This is a genomic window from Leifsonia sp. Y862, from assembly GCF_057669585.1.
This window is the reverse complement of sequence record NZ_JBYHFR010000001.1, coordinates 1,700,195-1,720,924: the sequence shown is the minus strand read 5'-3', so window position 1 is coordinate 1,720,924 and position 20,730 is coordinate 1,700,195. Positions and strand designations below refer to the sequence as shown.

The window sequence follows — 20,730 nt, the reverse complement described above, 5'->3', positions numbered from 1 at the left end:
TGACAGTGCGCCTGGCCTGAGCGGCGCTCGACCTCAGCGAACCTTTCGCCGGTAGATTGAGATAGCCCAGGCGTAGGCGACGATGAGGATGCCAATGAGCCAGGCAAGGGCGATCCAGATGTCGCTGCCGACGGGTTGCTCGGCGAACAGCGCTCTGATGGTGTTCACGATCGAAGTCACGGGCTGGTTCTCGGCGAACCATGCGACCGGCCCTGGCATCGAATCAGTGGGCACGAACGCCGAGCTGATGAACGGCAGGAAGATCAGCGGGTAGCTGAACGCGCTCGCACCGTCAACGGTTTTCGCCGAAAGTCCGGCGATCACGGCGAGCCAGGTCAGCGCGAGGGTGAACAGAATCAGGATGCCGGCGACGGCGAGCCAGGCGCCCACGGATGCACCGGTGCGGAACCCCATCACGAACGCGACGCCGATGACGACTGCGACCGAGACCAGGTTCGCAACCAGGGAGGTGAGAACGTGCGCCCAGAGCACGCTCGACCGGGCGATCGGCATGGATTGGAATCGTTCGAAGATGCCGCCCTGCATGTCGAGGAACAGTCGGTACGCGGTGTATGCGACCCCCGACGCAATCGTGATGAGCAGGATGCCGGGGAGCATGTAGTTGATATACGACTCGTCGGATCCCGTGTTGATCGCGCCGCCGAGCACGTACACGAATAGCAGCATCAGGGCGATCGGGGTGACCGCGGTGGTGATGATGGTGTCTGGACTGCGGAGGATGTGACGCAGCGATCGGCCGGTAAGAGTGCCGGTATCGCCGAGGACGTGGGTGGTCATCAGGATTCCTTTCGTGCGGGGACCGTGTCGCCGGCACGTTCGTCGGCGGGGGTGGCGGTCGCATCTGTGTCGGTCTCGTCTGTCTCGCCGGTGTCACCAACGAGGGCGAGGAAGACGTCCTCAAGGGATGGCTGCTTCTCGACGTATTCGACAGTCGCGGCCGGGAGAAGCTGCTTGAGTTCGGCGAGGGTGCCGTTCTCGATGATCGTGCCCTTGTGCAGGATCGCGATACGGTCGGCTAGCTGCTCGGCCTCGTCGAGGTACTGCGTCGTGAGAAGCACCGTGGTGCCCTGGACGGCGAGTTGTTTGATGGTCTGCCACACCTCGATGCGCGCCTGGGGGTCGAGGCCTGTCGTCGGTTCGTCGAGGAAGACGATCGGCGGATTACCGATCAGGCTCATCGCGATGTCGAGCCTCCGTCGCATGCCGCCCGAGTACGTCGCAGCCTTGCGGTTGCCTGCTTCGGTGAGCGTGAAGCGGGCGAGCAGGTCGTCGGCGATCCCACCGGGGTTCTTCAGATGACGCAGCTTGGCGATCAGCACGAGATTCTCGCGACCGGTGAGCACGTCATCGACCGCAGCGAACTGGCCGGTCAGGCTGATCGACTCGCGCACGTCACCGGGATTCGCGGTGGTGTCGAAGCCATGGACAGTTGCTGTGCCCGCATCGGGCTTCAGCAGTGTCGACAGGATTCGCACGAGCGTTGTCTTGCCGGCGCCGTTCGACCCGAGCAGGGCGAGAATACTTCCCGCCGCCACGTCGAGGTTGACGCCCCGCAATACATGTATGTCCTTGAACGACTTCTCAATGCCCTGCACCCGGATCGCCGGTTCGAGGGCCTGGTTGATGGTCATAACTGTTCCTCGCGTTCTGCGTCGTCGATCGCCTTATTGAGGCGAGCGCGTTCCTTGTCGATCCACCGCTTGCCGCTGTAGGCCAGTGCGAATGCCTCGGCGAACTCGACCGGGTCGTCGCCGACGATCGCTCGCACCGGGGTGCCGTCGGTCGCGGCCCGCTCCCACAGGTCGGCAAGGTCGCCGATCATCGTCACCATGGTGTCGCCGTCGGTCACATCGCCCGAGTACAAGAGGTAGCGATGCACAGCGTTCGCCGCGGCGGCGTACGGTGCCGGCAGATCATCCATTCGTGCCTTGGCCTGCTTGTACTGCTTTTTCTGCTCGAGCGAGCCGGTGACGGCCTCGATCCATTTCGCAGCCATGGTTACTCTCCTTCTTCGTTCGTACGTTCGATGTGGTGATGGAGCTGTTCGATGCGTTCTGCGAGGAAGCTCCAGGTCCTCCAAAACTCTTCGAGGTACTCGCCGCCCTGCGCGTTCAGCGAATAGACCTTGCGCGGCGGCCCCTTCTCAGACGGGACTTTCTCCACGTCAACGAGGCCGCGCTGCTCGATCCTGAGCAGCAGCGCATAGATGGTGCCCTCGACGATGTCGGAGAAGCCCTCGTCGCGCAGCCGTGCCGTGATCTCATAGCCGTATGCAGGTCGCACGGCGAGGATTGCGAGGACGATTCCCTCGAGAGTGCCCTTGAGCATTTCGGTCGCTTGCTTGCCCATGAAACCCTCCCTTCCACTACTCAGTGATGCTGCTATTCAGTGTTACTGCTATTCAGTGTTACTGACTACTGGTAGCTAGTTTCACCGAGTAGTGGCGATCGCGCAAGGGGTGAACGAAAAAAATGTGAATGCAATTTCCGCACGCCCTGCCAAACGCACAACGCAAAAACGCGAAAGCGCAGTTCGTGTCGGTTGACCGAAGTCATAACGACAAGAACTGCGCTTTCGCGTAGCGGATGAGAACCCCCGAGCGGAACCGAGCGGAGCCGAGGGGGAGGGGAGTGGCTAGTCGGCGCTGTCCTGGTGCCAGTCACCCGTTGCGAGGTACTGCACCTTCTTTGCGATGGACACCGCGTGGTCCGCGAAGCGCTCGTGGTAGCGGCTGGCGAGGGTGGCGTCGACGGTGTCGGCGGCCTGGCCCTTCCAGGTTTCGCCCAGCACGGCGTCGAACACGCTGAGGTGCAGGGCGTCGACCTTGTCGTCTTCGTTGCGGATGGTCTCGGCGAGCTTCACATCTTCAGACGTGAGCAGCTCGGTGAGCATGGTTGCGATCTCGACATCGAGGGCGCCCATCTTCCTGAACGTGGGGCGCAAGCTCTTCGGGATCACCTTGTCTGGGAACCGGTAACGCGCCAACTGGGCGATGTGGGTCGACATATCGCCCATCCGCTCAAGGGAGGCGCTGATGCGCAGCGCGCTCACCACGATGCGCAGGTCGCGTGCGACCGGCTGCTGGCGGGCAAGGATGGTGATGGCGAGCTCATCGAGCTCAACCGTGAGGTCGTCGATCTTGTCGTCGTCTGCAATGACCTCTTCGGCCAGACCGACGTCAGATTCGTTGAACGCGCGCGTTGCCTTCTCAATGGACACGGCGACCAGGCCGGAGATCTCAACGAGGCGTTCCTGTACCTCGGCGAGCTCCTGCTGAAATACTTCACGCATGCGGGGGTGGTCCTTCCTGGGGCGTGGGCACAGTGGCCCGCAAGACCGACACGGCCTTATGGCTCATGATGCCGACGGCAGATGAACAACAGGTGCCGAAGGCCTGAACACTTACTAAAGTAGCGTGCCTCGCGGGGCGATCGGGCGAAGACTGCCCGTGATGCTCGGTACGCTTGGAAAATGGAATCGACCTGGCTGGTGCTTCTGTCGCTGGCACTCGGGCTCATGGTCGGTGCGGGCTTCGTTACTCTGCTGAGCTTTGCTGCGCGTCAGGGGCAGATGGCGGCTGAAGTCGTGAACCCCGCAGTCCCCGACGGCATTGACCAGGTGCTCGATGCGCTGGAGTCGGCCGGAATCGTTCTCGACCCCTCCAACAACGTCGTCAAAGCTTCGCCTGGGGCGCTCTCGCTCGGCCTGGTCTGGAACCAGCACCTCGTGCACCCAGAACTCACCAAGCTCGCGAGTATCGTGCGAAAGACCGGCGAACCCATCTCAGAAGAACTGGTGCTCACGCGCGGCCCGTTCGGTGACGCCAGCATGCACTTCGGGGTGCGGCTGGCCAGGCTCGGCACCCGTTACGTGCTGCTGCTCGCCGAAGACCGCACAGAAGCGATCAGGCTCGACGAGGTGCGCCGCGACTTCGTGGCGAACATCAGCCACGAGTTGAAGACACCCATCGCATCCGTTGGACTGCTCGCTGAGGCGCTTGACCAGGCAGCGGATGAGCCGCACCAGGTCCGCAGGTTCGCCAACCGGCTCACAACGGAGTCCGGCCGCCTCGCCCGCCTCACCCAGGAGATCATCGAGCTGTCGCGGCTGCAATCCCAGGATGCCCTCGAGCACCCCGAACTGGTCAGTGTCGACAAGGTCGTCGCGCAGGCCGTCGATCAGAACCAAATCGTCGCAGCGGCCAACGACATCACCCTCGCTCTCGGTCGCAAGTCGCACGCGGAGGTGAACGGCGACGAGAAGTTGCTCGTCATGGCCGTGCAGAATCTCGTTGCGAACGCCGTGCACTACTCAGGGGCCGGCTCCCGCGTCGGTATCGGTGTGCGCCGCCATGAAGGCGTCGTCGAGATCGCCGTCACCGATCAGGGGGTCGGTATCCCCGAGGCCGACATCGACCGGGTATTCGAGCGATTCTTCCGAGTCGACCAGGCTCGCTCTCGCCACACAGGCGGCACGGGCCTCGGCCTGTCGATCGTCAAGCACGTCGTACAGAACCACGGCGGCGACGTTCGAGTGTGGTCGCAGGAGGGTCGCGGCTCGACTTTCACCATCAGGCTTCCCGAAGCAACAACGCCAATCCAGGCTACGGCAGGAGAACAACAGTGACCCATATCCTTCTGGTCGAAGACGAGAGTTCGCTCAGCGAACCACTGGCCTTCCTGCTCGAACGTGAAGGCTACGAGGTGACGATCGCCGAGGACGGGCCGAGCGCCATCACGGAGTTCGAGCGAACGGGCGCCGACCTCATCCTGCTCGACCTGATGCTCCCAGGGCTCCCAGGAACAGAGGTGTGCCGCGAGATCCGCACGCGTTCCTGGGTGCCGATCATCATGCTCACGGCCAAGGACTCAGAAGTTGACATTGTCGTTGGGCTGGAACTCGGAGCGGATGACTACGTCACCAAGCCGTACTCAACGCGCGAGTTGCTGGCGCGCATTCGTGCAGCGCTCCGTCGCCGGAACGACCACGTGGAGGAAGACGACTCCGTGCTGGTCGCCGGTACAGTGCGCATGGATCTCGAACGCCACACGGTGGCCGTCTCCGGCGCTGAAGTGGCCATGCCACTGAAGGAATTCGAGCTGCTTGAGCTGTTGCTGCGAAACGCCGGACGCGTGCTCACACGCGGCCAGCTCATCGACAGGGTGTGGGGCTCCGACTACTTCGGTGACACCAAGACCCTCGACGTGCACATCAAGCGGATCCGCTCACGCATTGAGGCCACCCCGTCTGAACCGACGATGCTCGTCACCGTGCGCGGCCTCGGCTATCGCTTCGAGGCGTAACAACGCGCCAAGCCGCCAGGCAACAGGAAAGGCCCCACGGTTACCGTGGGGCCTTTCCTGTGAAAGATTACGAAGCTACGGCACCACAGGGGTGGGAGCCGGCGTCGGTACCAACGTCGAGTATGCCTCGAGCTTGCCCTCAAGCACGGGAACCAGCATTTCAACGCCGGTCTCGCTGCCGTACTGCACGAAGACGGGGAACAGGCTTCCCGGTACGGCGTCCTCGGCCGAGACGGTGACGGCCGGGCCATCCGCTCCACCAAGCACGACGGTGCTGCGCGGGTTGATGGTGACGTCGGTGCTCACCTTGGCGCCACCGGCCTCGTACTGAACTTCAAGGCTGTGGGCTGAGTCGCCCTTGTTCACGACGGTGGCCGAGAGAGTTGCGTCGCCCTCGCCGTTCGAGATGAGCAGTGCGTTCCGCACGGCGATGTCTCCAACGTTCGCGCTCACACCATCGCTCGGGTCGTAGTGAATCGTCGTTGCCTGGGGCGCAAGCAGATTGCACGCGCTCGTCCCCAGCAAGATTCCAGCCGCCAGTACGACTGACGTTGCGATACGCGCCCTCACAAGACCTCCAACAATTCAGCACCCGCCGGATGTGGCATGGCGCTGCAGATTTTCGCTTTGAGTTTAGCCTATCGGCAGCGAGGAGGCATTTCGGCGCGGCGAACCCTACCATTACCTGCTGTGGTATCCTAGAAGTCGCCGAAAGGATATTCGTTCATGCTTTTTGAGGTTGGCGAAACCGTTGTATATCCCCACCACGGAGCCGCGACTATCACCGAGGTGAAGACGCGAACCATCAAGGGTGTTGAAAAAGTTTACCTGAAGCTCAACGTCACTCAGGGCGATCTCGTTATCGAAGTCCCCGCCGAAAATGTCGACCTCGTCGGTGTGCGTGACGTTATCGGCCAAGAAGGCCTCGACAAGGTCTTCGAGGTGCTGCGGGCTCCCTTCACAGAAGAGCCCACCAATTGGTCCCGCCGCTACAAGGCGAATCTTGAGAAGCTCGCTTCCGGAGACGTCATCAAGGTGTCTGAGGTCGTCCGCGACCTGTGGCGCCGCGACCAGGACCGCGGCTTGTCAGCCGGTGAGAAGCGGATGCTCGCCAAGGCCCGCCAGATTCTCATCTCCGAACTCGCGTTGGCCGAGAAGACCGACGAAGACGCGGCATCCACTGTTCTCGACGAGGTTCTTGCCTCGTAGTTCACTTTTCGATTTTTCACATTGCGTGAGAAGGCGGCGCCGGCAGGTGCCGCCTTTCGCATGTGCTCAGCTTCGACTCCATTCGCCCCTCACCAGATAGCCTCCTTCCATGACTGAATCGCCCGATCCCGCCGCCAGCGCTGCCGATCGCGCCGACAATGCTGACGTTGCTGTCATCGTCGTCGCCGCGGGCAGCGGCACGCGTCTGGGAGCTGTCGAACCCAAGGCGTTCGCCATGCTCGCCGGTCGGACGCTGCTGCACCACGCGCTCGCAGGCGTGTTCGGTATGCGGACGGCGGCACAGGTGATCGTGGTCGCGCCTACCGAATGGATGACCGTGGCGGCGTCCATCGGAGCGGATGCCGCAGGCGCAGCATCCGCTTATCTCACCGTGGTGGCTGGCGGCCAGACCCGTCAGGAATCGGTTGCGCGCGGGCTGGACGCACTTCGCCCAGGCATCCGCACGGTGCTGGTGCATGACGCCGCTCGCTCGCTCACCCCTGCTGCGTTGTTCGACAGCGTCGTTCGTGCGGTTGAGACGACTGGCCACGGCATCGTGCCAGGACTCGCGGTCGTCGACACGATCAAACGAGTTGACGCAGACGGCACGATTCTCGGCACCGTCGATCGCAGCGAACTCTCCGCGGTGCAGACCCCGCAGGGCTTCCCGCGCGACATCCTGGTCGCTGCGACCAACGCCGTGACGACCGACGTGACGGATGATGCGGCGACGGTCGCAGAGGCCGGTCACGCGGTCAGCGTGGTCGTCGGCGACCCGCTCGCCTTCAAGATCACCACGCCGTGGGACCTCAATCGCGCAGAGCAGCTGCTCGCCGCCGTGACCCCTCCCGCTGCCGCACCACGGGTGGGCACCGGCATCGACGTGCACGCCTTCGACGACGAGTCACCGCTGTGGCTTGCCGGCCTGCACTGGCCGGGGGAGCGCGGCCTCTCCGGCCACAGCGACGGCGACGCCGCCAGCCACGCCATCTGCGACGCACTGCTCACAGCGGCCGGCCTCGGCGACATCGGTGGCATCTTCGGAACAGCGGATGCCCACTTCGCGGGCGCACACGGTGACGTCTTCCTTGCAGAGACGCTGAAACTCGTGCAGAACGCGGGCTTCCGGGTGGGCAACGTCTCGGTGCAGATCATCGGCAACCGACCCAAGCTCGCGCCCAGGCGCCTCGAAGCTGAGGCGCTGCTCAGCGGCATCCTCTCCGCTCCGGTTTCCGTTTCGGCAACCACGACAGACGCCCTCGGTTTCACCGGCAGGGGAGAGGGCATCGCAGCCATCGCAACAGCGGTACTCATCCCCGTCTTCACAGGCACCCCTCACCTAAACTGGAGGGCGTGACCATGCGACTCTACGACTCGAAGGCCCAGGCCCTCCGTGACTTCATCCCCCTGCAACCCGGCAAAGTCGGTATCTACGTCTGTGGTCCCACCGTGCAGTCGTCCCCGCACATCGGGCACCTGCGGAGCGCCCTGGTCTATGACCAGCTGCGCCGTTGGCTGAGCTACCAGGGCAACGACGTCACGTTCGTACGCAACGTCACCGACATCGACGACAAGATCCTCGTGAACGCCGAGGGCAGCTCAGAGGAATGGTGGGCGCTGGCCTACCGGTACGAACTCGAATTCACGGCCGGCTACCAGACCCTCGGTGTGCTCGCTCCAACCTACGAGCCGCGGGCGACCGCCAGCATCCAGCAGATGCAGGACATCATCGCCCGGATCATTGAGGCCGGCCACGCGTATGCGGCCCCAGACGCTTCAGGCGACGTCTACTTCGACACCAAGAGCTGGCCGCAGTACGGCGAGCTCACCCGCCAGCAGGCCGACAACATGGAAGCGGCAACGGATGCCGACCCGCGCGGCAAGCGCGATCCTCGCGACTTCGCGCTGTGGAAGGGCCACAAGGCCACGGAGCCCGACTCAGCCGCATGGCCGTCGCCGTGGGGCCTTGGCCGCCCCGGCTGGCACATCGAGTGCTCGGCCATGGCATCGCGATACCTGGGCACCCAGTTCGACATCCACGGTGGTGGACTCGACCTGCGCTTCCCGCACCACGAGAACGAACTCGCCCAGTCGGCCGCCGCCGGTGACGCGTTCGCGAACTACTGGGTGCACAACGGCCTCGTGAACGTCAACGGCCAGAAGATGTCGAAATCACTCGGCAACTCGATCTTCGCCGCAGAGCTTCTCGACCAGGCTCGCCCCATCGTGGTGCGCTACTACCTTGGCGCCGCGCACTATCGGTCGACGATCGATTTCCATGACGGAGCCCTCACCGAGGCAGAAGCCGCCCTTGAACGGGTGGAGAGCTTCCTCGATCGGGCCGACCGACGACTGTCAGACACCCGGTTCGCCGGCTCTGGCGTCGAGGTCGTGCCTGACGCATTCGCCGCAGCCATGAACGACGACCTGGCCGTTCCGCAGGCCCTGGCCGTGCTGCACGACACCGTGCGGAGCGGTAACGCCGCACTCGACGCCGAAGACCTGCACGCTGCGGCATCCGCTCGCAGCCAGGTCTTGGCCATGAGCGAGGTCCTCGGCATCAACCCGCTGTCACCTGAGTGGGCCGTTGCGACAGATGAACCAGCCATGGTTGCACTCACCGCACTCGTTGAGCGACTGCTCGACGACCGCGAGAGCGCCAGACAAGGCCGTGACTACGCGGCTGCAGACCGTATCCGGGACGAACTCGTCGCCGCCGGAATCACTATCGAAGACACCCCGACGGGTGCCCATTGGAGTTTTGACTGATGAAGAACACAGACCGTAAGGCGCGCACCGGGGCCGTGCGCAAGGGCAGCCGCGGACCGCAGGTCGGTTCTGGCGGCCAGGGCCGACAGGCACTCGAAGGCAAGAAGCCAACCCCCAAGGCCGAAGACCGTCCGTACCACCCCGCTGGCAAGCGCAAGCTCGCCCAGGACCGATACGTGGCGGCCGGCGGCGGACGCAACAGCAGCCGTCCAGACGCCGGCAAGTTCGGCAAGAGCGCACCTCGCGGTGCAAGCACCGGCAACACCGGCGGCGGCGGCTCTTCAACGAGGCGTGCCAAGCAGATCGACGAGCACGAAGTCGTCACCGGTCGCAACTCGGTGGTTGAGGCGCTGCGCGCCAATATCCCCGCGTCCACGTTGTACGTTGCCACGCGCATCGAAATGGATGATCGCGTCAAGGAAGTCCTCAAGATGGCGACCAGCCGCAACATCCCGATCCTCGAGGTGATGCGTCCGGAGCTCGACCGCCTCGCCGGCCGTGACTCCGTGCACCAGGGCCTCGCGCTCAAGGTTCCTGCCTACGAGTACGCGAACGCGCTCGAGCTGCTTGAGCTCACGATCAGCCGCGGCCACAAGCCGCTCTTCGTCGCGCTCGACGGCATCACTGACCCGCGCAACCTGGGTGCGATCATCCGCTCGACCGCCGCATTCGGTGGCCACGGGGTCATCGTGCCGCAGCGTCGCTCCGTCGGTGTCACTGCCTCGGCGTGGAAGACCTCTGCCGGCGCTGCAGCACACCTGCCCGTCGCGATGGCGACCAACCTCACGGCGACGCTCAAGGCGCTCAAGGAGCGCGGTGTGTTCGTGCTCGGCCTCGACGGCGACGGCGACGTGTCGCTGCCCGGCCTCGCACTGGCTGACCGTCCCGTCGTCATCGTCGTCGGCAGCGAGGGCAAGGGCCTGTCCCGCCTCGTTGCAGAGACCTGCGACGCCATCGTGTCGATCCCGATCAGCGCTGGCACCGAATCGCTGAACGCCGGAATCGCGGCGAGCGTCACGCTGTATGAGATCTCGCGCCTCCGCGCGGAAGCGAAGACGGCGAAGGCCGCCACGAAGGCAGCCAAGTCTGCTGCGTCGGCTGTCACCTCGGACTAACATCTGTGCGCAAGTGCTCGGCCAACATGCGCCGAGCACTTGCCAGGCTGGATTCTTCACGGCCTGAGCCACGATCTCGTCCGCCGTCGTGTCGTCACATGTACCGGCTAGGGTCGGATCATGGATCTGACGAGTGATTTGGTCGACCGATGGGTCGAGGGTTGGGGCGATTCTCGTGGGATGTCTCGCGAGCGTTTCGGACGCGGTTGGCTTGTCGAGGTGGCTGCCGAGACCCGTTCACAGGAATACATCATTGCCTCTCCCTCCCTTGAGGAGGTTCGCCAATTTGCGGCAGCGACAGCCCGCCCAGACGTGTGGCTAACGGTCGTCGGTGCCCAGGGAGCGGATGCCCTCACAGCGCTGTCTATCCTCGACGCTGTGACGCACGAGGAAATGATGATGGCGTCCACTGTTGTGCGCACTGCAATGCCGGAGAAGATTCGCATCGAGGTATACGGGCCGGTCGCACGCGCCCATATCGAGTTGGATGGTGAAATTGCTGCCAGCGGACAAGCCGCAGTGCGCGGAACTGACGTCATTTTCGACCGTATAGAGACGAAACCGCGTTTCAGACGCCGTGGTCTCGGCCGTCTCATCATGACAGGGCTTACGTCCTGGGCTGCAGACAGGGACGCGAAGACGGGCCTGCTTGTTGCGAGTGCTGACGGGCGCCATCTCTACGACAACCTTGGTTGGCTTGACGTCACCCCCATCGCAACGTTCCGTGGCCCCAAGCGGCAAATGACGTAAGACCCGCAGTGCGTCGTCGATCAGACGTTGAGGCGCCAGTCTTCGGCGTCATCGTCCTCTGCGTCCGCCGCTGCCCCGCTCGTCGTCGGAATCGGCAGGGTGATCGAGCCGGTCGGCGGGTCGATCACTGTCGCCTCATCGCGACGGTGGCGCAGGACGTCCTGCACGTACGACGTGACGGCTTCGGCCAGCGGGATGTCGTGTCCCTGGTTCTGCGCCATGTACCAGCGGTGGTCGAGCAGCTGGTGGAAGACCTCTGCCGGCTCGAGCTTGCCCTTGAGCTCGCGGGGGATAGCGCGCACAACGGGCTCGAACACGCGCACGAGCCACTCGTGGGCGACCATCTCCTCATCGGCATCCGCTTCGCCGTACGCGGCGCGGTAGGAGTCCATGTCGTTGAGCAGGCGCCTGGCCTGGTTCTCTTCGGCGTCGAGGCCTGTGAGACGCAGCAGGCGGCGCTGGTGGTGCCCTGCGTCGACGACCTTCGGCTGGATGCGAACGGTCGTTCCGGTGTCATCCGTTTTGATGGCGAGCTCTTCGATGTCGAAGCCGAGGTTGTTGAGGCGGTCGACGCGCTCTGAGATGCGCCAGCGCTCAGAGCTGGAGAACGACTCAGAGCCGGTCAGTTCCGTCCAGAGCAGGCGGTAGGCGGCGACGATGCCGTTGCTGACGCGGATGGGGTCGAGCTCGTCTGCGACACGGCCGCCGGCTTCGAGGTCCATCAGTTCGCCGGCGATGTTCACCCTGGCGATTTCGAGGTCGTTCTCGCGCTGGCCGTTGGAGAGGCCGCCCGTGTAGAGCTGGCCGGTCTCCGCGTCGACGAGGTAGGCGGCGAACGCACCGGCGTCACGCCTGAACAGCGTGTTCGACAGTGAGACGTCGCCCCAGAACAGGCCGACCATGTGCACGCGCACGAGCAGCACCGCGAGGGCGTCTACGAGGCGCGTGGCCGTGTCAGGCCGAAGCGTCTGCGAGTAGAGCGCCCGGTACGGAAGCGAGAACTTCAGGTGGCGCGTGACGAGCACGGCCTTCAACGGTTCGCCATCTTCGTCCGTGCGGTTCGTGATGACGGCGACTGGCTCAACGCACGGGATCTCAAGGCTCTGCAGCTTGCGCAGCATGTCGTACTCGCCCTTGGCCATCTCACTGGTCGTTTCCTTGATGGCGACGACGTGACCGCTGAGGTGTGCAAAGCGCACCAGGTGCCGGGAGATTCCCTTCGGCAAAGACGCGATGTTCTGGTTGGGCCATGCGTCGAGCGGCAGGTGCCACGGCAGGTCAAGCAGGGCAGGATCGACCGTTGCCGAGATGATGTTAAGGGAGCCACTCATGGAATCGAGCCTAGCGGGACTGCCGGTGAGCTAATGCCGCACTGCCAGCGGTTAACGACGAAGGCCGGATGAAGCATTCGCTTCATCCGGCCTTCGAGTAATGCTGGTGCTTAGTCGGTGACGGCGCCGCCGAGACGGAGGCCGCTTTCTGCGTCGAACACGTGCAGGTGGTTCGGCGTCGGGGTCAGGAAGACCGTGTCGCCTGCCGACGGGTGCGAGCGGCCATCGACGCGAGCGACGATGTCGGTGCGCTTGCCGTCAACGGTGGAGTGACCGTAGAGGTAACCGTCAGCACCGAGCTCTTCGACGAGGTCGACAGCAACTTCGAGGCCTTCGCCCGATGCGGTTGCAACGTGGATGTCTTCCGGACGCACACCGATCGTGACCTGGTTGCCCGATGCGGATGCGAGGGTATCGCGCAGCACGGGAACGGTGGCGGTTCCGAAGCGGATGCCGCCGTCGACGACGTCAGCCTGGAACAGGTTCATGGCAGGGCTGCCGATGAAGCCGGCAACGAAGACGTTCTCCGGCTTTGCGTACAGGTCGCGCGGGGTGCCGACCTGCTGCAGGACGCCGTCCTTCAGCACTGCGATGCGGTCACCCATGGTGAGCGCCTCAGTCTGGTCGTGCGTGACGTAAACGGTGGTGACACCGAGGCGGCGCGTGAGCGACGCGATCTGGGTGCGGGTCTGGACTCGGAGCTTGGCGTCGAGGTTCGACAGCGGCTCGTCCATGAGGAAGACCTGGGGGCTACGCACGATGGCGCGACCCATGGCAACGCGCTGACGCTGTCCACCGGAGAGGGCCTTCGGCTTGCGGCCGAGGTACGGTTCGAGGTCGAGAAGCTTGGCAGCTTCGAGAACGCGGGCTGCACGCTCGTCCTTGTTGATGCCGGCGATCTTGAGCGCGAAGCCCATGTTCTCAGCAACCGTCATGTGCGGGTACAGCGCGTAGTTCTGGAAGACCATGGCGATGTCGCGGTCCTTCGGGGGAACATCCGTCACGTTGCGCTCACCGATGAAGATGTTGCCATCGTTGACCTCTTCAAGGCCGGCGAGCATGCGGAGCGACGTTGACTTACCGCAACCGGAGGGGCCGACAAGTACGAGGAATTCGCCGTCAGCGACCTGCAGGTCAAGCTGATCGACGGCCGGGCGGGTGGAGCCCGGGTAAAGGCGAGTTGCCTTATCAAAGGTCACTGAAGCCATGACGATATTCTCCTTCACCGGCAGGTACGTGCCGGACGATCCGTTGTGAATGGGGTTTATGCCGATGAGGGACCGGTTACCCCGTCCAATCATCGGTCTTAGTATTGCATGTCTAACGGATGCGATGACGCTCCATATTCACGCGACGGTCGTTCACCATTCACGCAACGGTCGTTCACGGTCGAATGATCGCTCATCGCGCCCAGTAAACGTTTGGCCGTTTCCCAGACTGCCGTCCTACTATCTTGAGTGCATTTGCATGCAAAATTTTGCGTGCGACAGAGAGCTACCCGGAGCGAACATCGATGACAATTGGCGGAACAGGCGACAGCCGTGCCTCGAAGAACCAACGACGTGACGCAGCGCGGTTAAAGGCAAAGGCACTCCGCGAGCAGCAGAAGAAGCAGGACCGTCGTCGTCGCGTGTTCCTGCAGGGCGGAATTGTGGTCGCCGCCGTCGCGGTCGTCGCGATCGTCTCGCTCGTGCTCGTGAAGAACATCAGCCCAGAGGGTCCAGGCCCGCAGAACATGGCCAGCGACGGCGTCCTCATCGGCGAGGGCATGTCAGCCACAGAGACGGTTGCGCTTGAATCGGATGCGACGCCCATTCCGTCAACGCCGGATTCCACGGGTGCTGTGGCAGACATCCGCATCTATCTTGATTACCTCTGCCCACTCTGCGGTGACTTTGAGAGCACCAACGGCGAGCAGATCGCGAAGTGGGTTGACATGGGAGCTGCAACTGTCGAGATACACCCGCTGGCGATCATGACCAGCAAGTCAGCGGGCACCAAGTACTCGCTGCGGGCCGCGAACGCCGCAGCCTGCGTTGCGAACTACACGCCGAACGACTTCTACGCGTTCAACTCCGCGATGTTCGACAACCAGCCCAATGAGGGTTCGACCGGTCTCAACGATGACGAGATCAAGGACGTCATCAAGGAATCGGGTGTCAGTACAGCGCTCACGGCCGTCGAGTCGTGCGTTGATGACATGACGTTCAAGTCCTGGGTGCAGGAATCAACCAGCCGCGCGCTGTCTGGCCCCATCCCGAACTCCACGCTTGCCGCCATCACGACTACACCAACCGTGCTCGTGAACGGCAAGCAGTACGTCGGTTCGCTCGATGACCCGAAGGAATTCGCGGCGTTCGTCCAGCAGGCAACGGGTGAGACGTACTCAACGTCGACTCCGACGCCCACTCCGGAGCCCGCAGCGGCCGGATAGTGACTGGTGTGTCGCCGCGTTGAGAACACGAATTCTCGCTGCGGCGACACAACCACCCCCATCTGTCATTTAGGATGGATGGTCGAGGCGCTTTTATGTGCCTCATGCCGGCCTGGCGCAATTGGTAGCGCACCACTCTTGTAAAGTGGGGGTTACGGGTTCAAGTCCCGTGGCCGGCCCTGTATCGCCCTGACTCCACCGCACTCGCGCTGGGATGCAGGGCGATTTTTTTATCCAGCGCGAGCAGAGGCAATGCCCTCATGTGAAATTCCGTGCACCCGCTGAGCGCCGCGTTGGTTCGCGTTCGTTGTCGCGCAATGCGACACCATTGTCGAACTTATGGAGTGGCAGTGTTCGCGTTGCGCATTTGAAATGGCAGATCATGCATTTCTGTTTGATTTCATGCGACAAAGGAGTATTGTGAACGCAAACATTCATATGGTCTACATCGGCGGAGCGCACTCAAATGCGTCGCGCGCACGATGATTCCGCACCGCATCAGTGGAGCGGCGATCACCTCAAAGGAGAGCGATACATGAAACACAGCACTCGTGTCGTACGTTCCGCCGCTATCGCGACGGTCACGGCGATTTCCGTCTTCGGACTCGCAGCCTGCAGCAGCGACAGCGGCTCTGGCAGCGACAGTGGCCCCATCGAGATCAGCTACCTGCACCGCTTGCCTGACGGCGAGGGGATGACGCCGGTCAGCGAGATCGTCGATCGCTGGAACGAGGCGAACCCCGACATCCACGTGACGGCGACGAAGTTCGACGGCGCGGCGACGGACATGATCCTGAAGCTCGAGACCGACGTGAAGGCCGGCAAGGCCGACTGCCTCGCGCAGGTCGGGTACTCAGAGGTGCCGCAGCTGTTCGTCAAGGGAATGCTCGAAGACGTGGCCGACGAGGCCAGTAAGTACGCCGACGACTTCTCTGCCGGCGCATACGCGATGATGACCGTCGGCGACGCTGTCGTCGGTATTCCTCAGGACACCGGCCCCCTCGTGTACTACTACAACGCAACCGAGTTCGAGAAACTGGGTCTCCCGGTTCCCACGACCATCGACGAACTGAGCAGCGACGCAGCTACGGCAGCCGCGTCTGGCAAGTACGTTGCCGCATTCACCCCCGATGAGGCGCTCTCCTGGCTGTCGGCGCAGGCCGCAGCGGCCGGCGATTCCTGGTTCGGCGCCACCGACGACGGCTGGACCGTTGACGCTGAGGGTGCTGGCAGCCAGACGGTCGCCGCATTCTGGCAGAACCTGGTCAACAACAAGCAGGCGCTCGTCACTGAGCGCTGGGGCGAGGCATTCACCCAGGCATTGAACAACGGAAGCCTGATCGGCCACGTTGGCGCTGCATGGGAAGCAGGCTTCATGCTCGACTCACTCGACGGCACCCCGGCAGAGGGCCAGTGGCGCATCGCGCAGCTGCCCGACTTCGGCGCCGGCGAGCTGACCGGTCCTGACGGCGGCTCCGGCGTCGCGGTCATGAAGGGCTGCGAGCACCCGGCAGAGGCCATGGCGTTCAACGGATGGTTCAACACCCAGATCGACGACCTCGCGTCTCAGGGTCTGGTTGTCGCCGCAAACGGCACCCCGACCACGAGCGAGAAGCTGCTGCGTCAGTTCGGTGGACAGGACGTGCTCGCTGAGCTCGCAACGGCATCGTCGAACCTGAACCCCGACTTCGTTTACGCACCGGGCTTCGCCTCGCTGACCAAGATGAACGAGACTGCTGCGGGCGTCGGAGACGGCACCACACAGGTCGCTGACGTTTTCACAACCGCGCAGACCACCGCAGTCGCAACGCTCGAAGACCTCGGTCTTCCCGTCGCAAAGTAATAAGGAACGACACGGCTTGACTGCCGTGCCGGCGGCTCACACGGAATCCCGTGTGAGCCGCCGGGCCAGAGGTTGAAGTTGAAGGAGACCACCACCCCATGACCCTTTCCACACAGAGCCGCACCGGGCTATCGGCGCGCACAGGCGGAGGCGTTGGCGCACTAGCGCCGACCCCACTAGGGAACACGGGGCGTAAGGGGCGAAAGGCCCTGAATCGTACACGGGGCGCTCGGAAGCAGGCCATCACCGGCTGGATGTTCATGGCGCCGTTCTCCGTGCTGTTCGCCATCGTCTTCCTCGTGCCGATCGGTGTCTCGATCTACTCGTCGATGTTCGCGCAGCTCCCGAGTGGTGACGGCCTCTACGGTGGCGGAGGGCTCGTCGACACCTTCGTCGGTTTCGACAACTTCGCGCTCGCGCTCGGCAGTGGTCCATTCTGGGCTGGAATGGGACGCGTACTGGTGTACGGCATCGTCCAGGTCCCCGTGATGATCATTGCCGCCCTCGGACTGGCACTGCTGCTTGACTCGTTCATCGTGCGTCGCCCAGGCGGCTTCCGCCTCGCTTTCTTCCTGCCTTTTGCCATCCCGGGCGTCATCGCCGCGATGATGTGGCTCTACCTCTACACCCCAGAGGTCTCGCCGTTCATGCAGTACCTGCCAGAGGGCACCAACCTCATGGCACCGGGAACCGTGCTGTTCTCCATGGCGAACATGACCACTTGGACGTACACCGGCTACAACATGCTCATCTTCCTCGCAGCCCTGCAGACGATCCCGAAGGACCTGTACGAGGCGGCCCGTCTCGACGGTGCGACGGCGTGGCAGATCGCGACTCGCATCAAGGTCCCGCTCGTACGTGGTGCGGCGCTGCTGGCCGTGTTGTTGTCGATCATCGGCACAATCCAGCTGTTCAACGAGCCGGTGATCATGGAGAGCGCGAACCCCTGGATGGGCAAGGAATACACCCCAATGATGCTGACCTATAACTCGATGATGGGCGCGGTCTCACCCTCTGGCACTGGCCCTGCTTCGGCCTACTCGCTGTTGATGGCGGTTATCGCGGGAGTGCTCGCAGCCGTCTATGCACTGCTTCAGCGCAAGAAGGGAGACAAGGCATGAGCATCAGCACAATGATCGAATCCGCCAAACGCCGTGCGAGGGAATCCGCGGCTGATCTGCCGCCGAAGTCGGCATTGCCGGGTCCTGTGGCTCGAATCGTCGGTGTCGCCGTGCTCGTCGTGGCCACCCTGTACTTCCTGGCGCCGGTGCTCTGGCTCGCCATCGCCTCGACGAAGAACAACCGCGACCTGACCTCTACCTTCGGGTTCTGGTTCGCAGAGTGGAACCTGGCCGAGAACTACGACAGCCTCATGGCCTGGACACAGGGCATGTTCTGGCAGTGGGTCGGCAACTCGATCTTCTACTCGCTCACCGCCGGCGTGATCGGCACCCTGTTCGCTGTGATGGCTGGATACGCGATCGCGAAGTTCGTCTTTCCAGGCAAGACGATTGCCGTCGGAATCATCATGGCTGGGCTGCTCCTCCCCGTCGCCCTGCTGACAGTGCCGCTGTACCTTGAGTTCCACGCTCTCGGACTGGTCGACACACCATGGGCGATCATCATCCCGTCGGCGGTCTCGCCGTTCGGCGTGTTCCTCGGCATCGTCTACGCCCAGGATGCGGTGCCGACAGAGCTCCTGGAGGCCGCCCGCATCGACGGCGCCGGTGAGGTGCGCATCTTCTTCACGATCGTGATGCGCCTGCTGGCACCCGCCATGGTGACCATCTTCCTGTTCGTCTTCGTCGCGACCTGGAACAACTTCCTGTTGCCACTGCTGATGGTCTCAACACCAGCGCTCAAACCGGTCACACTCGGACTGTTCGGCATGATCAGCTACTTCTCGCCCGACAAGGGTGCGGTGATGCTCGGAGCGCTTCTCGGCGTCATTCCGCTGATCATCCTGTTCTTCAGCCTGCAGCGGTTCTTGCGTTCCGGCCTGGCCGCCGGCGCGGTCAAGGGCTGATCGACTGACAATAACGAAAGAAGGCCCGCGGCGTATGCCGCGGGCCTTCTTTCGTTGCGTGGGCTAGGAGCCGATGAACTAGGAGCCGATGAACTCCTCGACCTCGCCGAGTTCAGCGTGGTCGCGAACCTCAACTGCCCAGCCGAGCTGCTCGAGGTCGAGAATGCGGACCTCGTTGCGGCCGGCGCGCCACAGTGGTGCAGGTGCGTACAGGGTCACCTGCGGACCAACATTCCAGTACCGGCCGATCAGGAAGCCGTTGACCCAGACCATGCCCTTCACCCCACCAGGGAATGCCAGCCAGGCGTCGGCAGGTTCTGCCACGTCGATCTCGGCCACGGCGTATCCGTCGGTTCCAGGCGAGCCTGCCGGCTGCAGATCCTCCAAAGGGAGAACGCGGTGGGTCCATCCGTGCGCGTAGCGGCGCCCGAGGAGCACGCCATCCAGGATGCCCTTGTGCTCACCGATCTTCGGACCGTAGTTGATGCGGCCGAGGCTCTCAACGACGATCGTGATCACGACGGAGCGGGTATCGCCGTCGGGCGCAGACTCGTTGAGGACGGTGCTGGTCTCTCCGTCGCGGTCGAGGGTTGCGACTCGTTCACCGTCAAGGAACACGGTGGCGCGGTCGTGGAGGCCCTTGATCGCGAGCACGGTTTCGCCGTGCAGCACGGCTGTCGTTTCATAGGCGACGATCCCGTCGGAGATGCCGAGATCTTCGAACGTGGCCGGGTGAGGGCGTGGCGCGCTCGCGGGAAGTGCCTGGACAGCGGTGATGAGTGATGCCTCTGCCGTGAGCTGGACGGTCTGGGGAGCCTGGAACCGCGGTGCGGGGGGCAGCTCAGGCAGCGGTCCGTCGTGGAACGGAGCGAACGATGCGCGCAGCGCTTCGAACTTGGCGCCGACCCTGCCGTCTTCTGCGATGGGAGCGTCGGAGTCATAGCTTGTCGCCGTCGGCTGCAGTGTGCCGTCCCAGTTCGCGCCGTTCCACAGGCCGAAGTTCGTGCCGCCGTGCGCCATGTACAGGCTCACGGAACCGCCGGCGGCCAGCAGCTCGTCGACGGTGCTGATCATGCTCGCGGCGCTCCGCACGTGGTGGCGCTCGCCCCAGTGATCGAACCAGCCGCCCCACAGCTCACTGCAGAGCAGGGGAGTGGCATCGGGGAGAAGGCGAACGGCCTCTGCCACACCGGTGCCGAAGGTGAAGCTGGGCATCGCACCATCGACAGAACCGTTGTCCTGCATACCTGCGGTGATGCCGTCGGCCGTGGTGAGAAGCTCAACGATGCCGTGCTGTCGAAGCAGGTCACGCTGGTGTTCGAGGTGCTCGTGATCTGAGCCGAAGGAACCGTACTCATTTTCGACCTGCACAGCCACGATCGGGCCGCCGTGCGCAGCCTGGAGCGGTGCCAGGCGGGGGAGGAGCGCCTCGTACCAGGCCTCGACGGCCTCGCGGTATGCGGGATCGCTGCTGCGCACGCCACGCGAGCGTCCGGTGAGCCAGACGGGCAACCCGCCGTTCGACCACTCAGCGCAGATGTACGGGCTCGGACGCACGTATACATCAAGGCCGACCTCGCCGGCGAGGCGGATGAATCGCTCGATGTCACGCCATCCGTCAAAACGAGGCTCGCCTTCCTTCTCCTCATGGAAGTTCCAGGCGACGTAGGTGTCGACGGTGTTCGCTCCCATTGCCGCGAGACGGCGGAGGCGGTCCTCCCACTGGTCGGGGTGCACCCTGAAATAGTGCACCGCGCCGGCGAGCATCCGGTGAGGGCGCCCATTCCGCAGCATGACGCTGTCGCGATATGTGAGCGCAGCTACTGAATCAACGCTGATGTGGCTGTCGGTCGCGACCATCCGCGGCCTCCCTTGTGTTGCGGGGCATGGTGCCCAATTGAGAAGAATGTTTGCGCTCACATTATCTCG

General features: G+C 63.6%; 20 protein-coding genes and 1 tRNA gene. 12 read left to right on the top strand and 9 right to left on the bottom strand.

What is annotated here, in order from left to right:
- Positions 1–33 precede the first annotated feature (33 nt).
- The 5 genes from AC25Z0_RS08115 to phoU all read right to left on the bottom strand — a co-directional run bounded on the left by AC25Z0_RS08115 (position 34) and on the right by phoU (position 3,312).
- On the bottom strand, positions 34–798 hold the full coding sequence (locus AC25Z0_RS08115) for an ABC transporter permease (protein ID WP_488120740.1): 765 nt from the start codon (positions 796–798) through the stop codon (positions 34–36).
- Entirely contained in the window at positions 798–1,652 is an 855-nt protein-coding gene (locus AC25Z0_RS08110) for an ABC transporter ATP-binding protein (protein WP_488132836.1), read from the bottom strand. The genes AC25Z0_RS08115 and AC25Z0_RS08110 overlap by 1 nt, the downstream gene beginning before the upstream one ends.
- Positions 1,649–2,017 carry a DUF1048 domain-containing protein gene (locus AC25Z0_RS08105; RefSeq protein ID WP_488120742.1) on the bottom strand — a complete coding sequence of 123 codons (369 nt, stop codon included), beginning with the start codon at positions 2,015–2,017 and terminating at the stop codon, positions 1,649–1,651. The genes AC25Z0_RS08110 and AC25Z0_RS08105 overlap by 4 nt, the downstream gene beginning before the upstream one ends.
- Positions 2,018–2,019: 2 nt before the next feature.
- Entirely contained in the window at positions 2,020–2,370 is a 351-nt protein-coding gene (locus tag AC25Z0_RS08100) for a PadR family transcriptional regulator (RefSeq protein WP_488132835.1), read from the bottom strand.
- 285 nt (positions 2,371–2,655) lie between these two features.
- Entirely contained in the window at positions 2,656–3,312 is a 657-nt protein-coding gene (phoU, locus tag AC25Z0_RS08095; protein ID WP_488120744.1) for a phosphate signaling complex protein PhoU, read from the bottom strand.
- 180 nt (positions 3,313–3,492) lie between these two features.
- Between phoU and AC25Z0_RS08090 the strand changes: the two genes are divergently transcribed.
- Together AC25Z0_RS08090 and AC25Z0_RS08085 are read left to right on the top strand one after the other, a co-directional pair.
- Positions 3,493–4,647: a sensor histidine kinase gene (locus AC25Z0_RS08090; RefSeq protein ID WP_488120745.1), complete on the top strand. Its 1,155-nt coding sequence runs from the start codon at positions 3,493–3,495 to the stop codon at positions 4,645–4,647.
- Positions 4,644–5,324, top strand: coding sequence for a response regulator (locus tag AC25Z0_RS08085; protein WP_488120746.1), 681 nt, complete (start codon positions 4,644–4,646; stop codon positions 5,322–5,324). The genes AC25Z0_RS08090 and AC25Z0_RS08085 overlap by 4 nt, the downstream gene beginning before the upstream one ends.
- A gap of 75 nt (positions 5,325–5,399) precedes the next feature.
- Here AC25Z0_RS08085 and AC25Z0_RS08080 read toward each other — a convergent pair whose 3' ends face one another.
- Positions 5,400–5,894, bottom strand: coding sequence for a hypothetical protein (locus tag AC25Z0_RS08080; protein WP_488132834.1), 495 nt, complete (start codon positions 5,892–5,894; stop codon positions 5,400–5,402).
- 156 nt (positions 5,895–6,050) lie between these two features.
- Here AC25Z0_RS08080 and AC25Z0_RS08075 point away from each other — a divergent pair, with 156 nt between their 5' ends.
- The 5 genes from AC25Z0_RS08075 to AC25Z0_RS08055 all read left to right on the top strand — a co-directional run bounded on the left by AC25Z0_RS08075 (position 6,051) and on the right by AC25Z0_RS08055 (position 11,167).
- On the top strand, positions 6,051–6,533 hold the full coding sequence (locus AC25Z0_RS08075; protein ID WP_488120748.1) for a CarD family transcriptional regulator: 483 nt from the start codon (positions 6,051–6,053) through the stop codon (positions 6,531–6,533).
- 109 nt (positions 6,534–6,642) lie between these two features.
- The gene (gene ispD / locus AC25Z0_RS08070; RefSeq protein WP_488132833.1) at positions 6,643–7,890 is read left to right on the top strand and encodes a 2-C-methyl-D-erythritol 4-phosphate cytidylyltransferase; all 1,248 of its coding nucleotides are present in this window, start codon (positions 6,643–6,645) and stop codon (positions 7,888–7,890) included.
- Complete coding sequence (cysS, locus tag AC25Z0_RS08065) at positions 7,887–9,302, top strand: cysteine--tRNA ligase (protein WP_488132832.1); 1,416 nt, start codon at positions 7,887–7,889, stop codon at positions 9,300–9,302. Before ispD ends, cysS begins: the two co-directional genes overlap by 4 nt.
- On the top strand, positions 9,302–10,417 hold the full coding sequence (gene rlmB / locus AC25Z0_RS08060) for a 23S rRNA (guanosine(2251)-2'-O)-methyltransferase RlmB (protein ID WP_488120751.1): 1,116 nt from the start codon (positions 9,302–9,304) through the stop codon (positions 10,415–10,417). The genes cysS and rlmB overlap by 1 nt, the downstream gene beginning before the upstream one ends.
- Positions 10,418–10,597: 180 nt before the next feature.
- A complete protein-coding gene (locus AC25Z0_RS08055; protein WP_488132831.1) occupies positions 10,598–11,167 on the top strand; it encodes a GNAT family N-acetyltransferase in 570 nt (189 codons plus the stop codon).
- Positions 11,168–11,187: 20 nt separating this feature from the next.
- On the opposite strand, the gene AC25Z0_RS08050 is transcribed toward AC25Z0_RS08055, so the two are convergent.
- Together AC25Z0_RS08050 and AC25Z0_RS08045 are read right to left on the bottom strand one after the other, a co-directional pair.
- Positions 11,188–12,498, bottom strand: coding sequence for a DUF4032 domain-containing protein (locus tag AC25Z0_RS08050; protein ID WP_488120753.1), 1,311 nt, complete (start codon positions 12,496–12,498; stop codon positions 11,188–11,190).
- A gap of 110 nt (positions 12,499–12,608) precedes the next feature.
- Positions 12,609–13,706, bottom strand: coding sequence for an ABC transporter ATP-binding protein (locus tag AC25Z0_RS08045; RefSeq protein ID WP_488120754.1), 1,098 nt, complete (start codon positions 13,704–13,706; stop codon positions 12,609–12,611).
- Positions 13,707–14,011: 305 nt separating this feature from the next.
- Between AC25Z0_RS08045 and AC25Z0_RS08040 the strand changes: the two genes are divergently transcribed.
- The 5 genes from AC25Z0_RS08040 to AC25Z0_RS08020 all read left to right on the top strand — a co-directional run bounded on the left by AC25Z0_RS08040 (position 14,012) and on the right by AC25Z0_RS08020 (position 18,801).
- Positions 14,012–14,932 carry a DsbA family protein gene (locus AC25Z0_RS08040; protein WP_488120755.1) on the top strand — a complete coding sequence of 307 codons (921 nt, stop codon included), beginning with the start codon at positions 14,012–14,014 and terminating at the stop codon, positions 14,930–14,932.
- 106 nt (positions 14,933–15,038) lie between these two features.
- Positions 15,039–15,111, top strand: a tRNA-Thr gene (locus tag AC25Z0_RS08035).
- Between the two features lie 356 nt (positions 15,112–15,467).
- On the top strand, positions 15,468–16,775 hold the full coding sequence (locus AC25Z0_RS08030; protein WP_488132830.1) for an ABC transporter substrate-binding protein: 1,308 nt from the start codon (positions 15,468–15,470) through the stop codon (positions 16,773–16,775).
- 98 nt (positions 16,776–16,873) lie between these two features.
- Positions 16,874–17,896: a carbohydrate ABC transporter permease gene (locus AC25Z0_RS08025; protein WP_488132829.1), complete on the top strand. Its 1,023-nt coding sequence runs from the start codon at positions 16,874–16,876 to the stop codon at positions 17,894–17,896.
- Positions 17,893–18,801 (top strand): carbohydrate ABC transporter permease, encoded by a 909-nt coding sequence (locus tag AC25Z0_RS08020; RefSeq protein ID WP_488132828.1) that lies wholly within the window; start codon positions 17,893–17,895, stop codon positions 18,799–18,801. The genes AC25Z0_RS08025 and AC25Z0_RS08020 overlap by 4 nt, the downstream gene beginning before the upstream one ends.
- A 78-nt stretch (positions 18,802–18,879) precedes the next feature.
- Here the strand turns inward: AC25Z0_RS08020 and AC25Z0_RS08015 are convergent, their stop codons facing one another.
- Positions 18,880–20,661: a glycoside hydrolase family 35 protein gene (locus tag AC25Z0_RS08015; protein ID WP_488132827.1), complete on the bottom strand. Its 1,782-nt coding sequence runs from the start codon at positions 20,659–20,661 to the stop codon at positions 18,880–18,882.
- Positions 20,662–20,730: the final 69 nt, after the last annotated feature.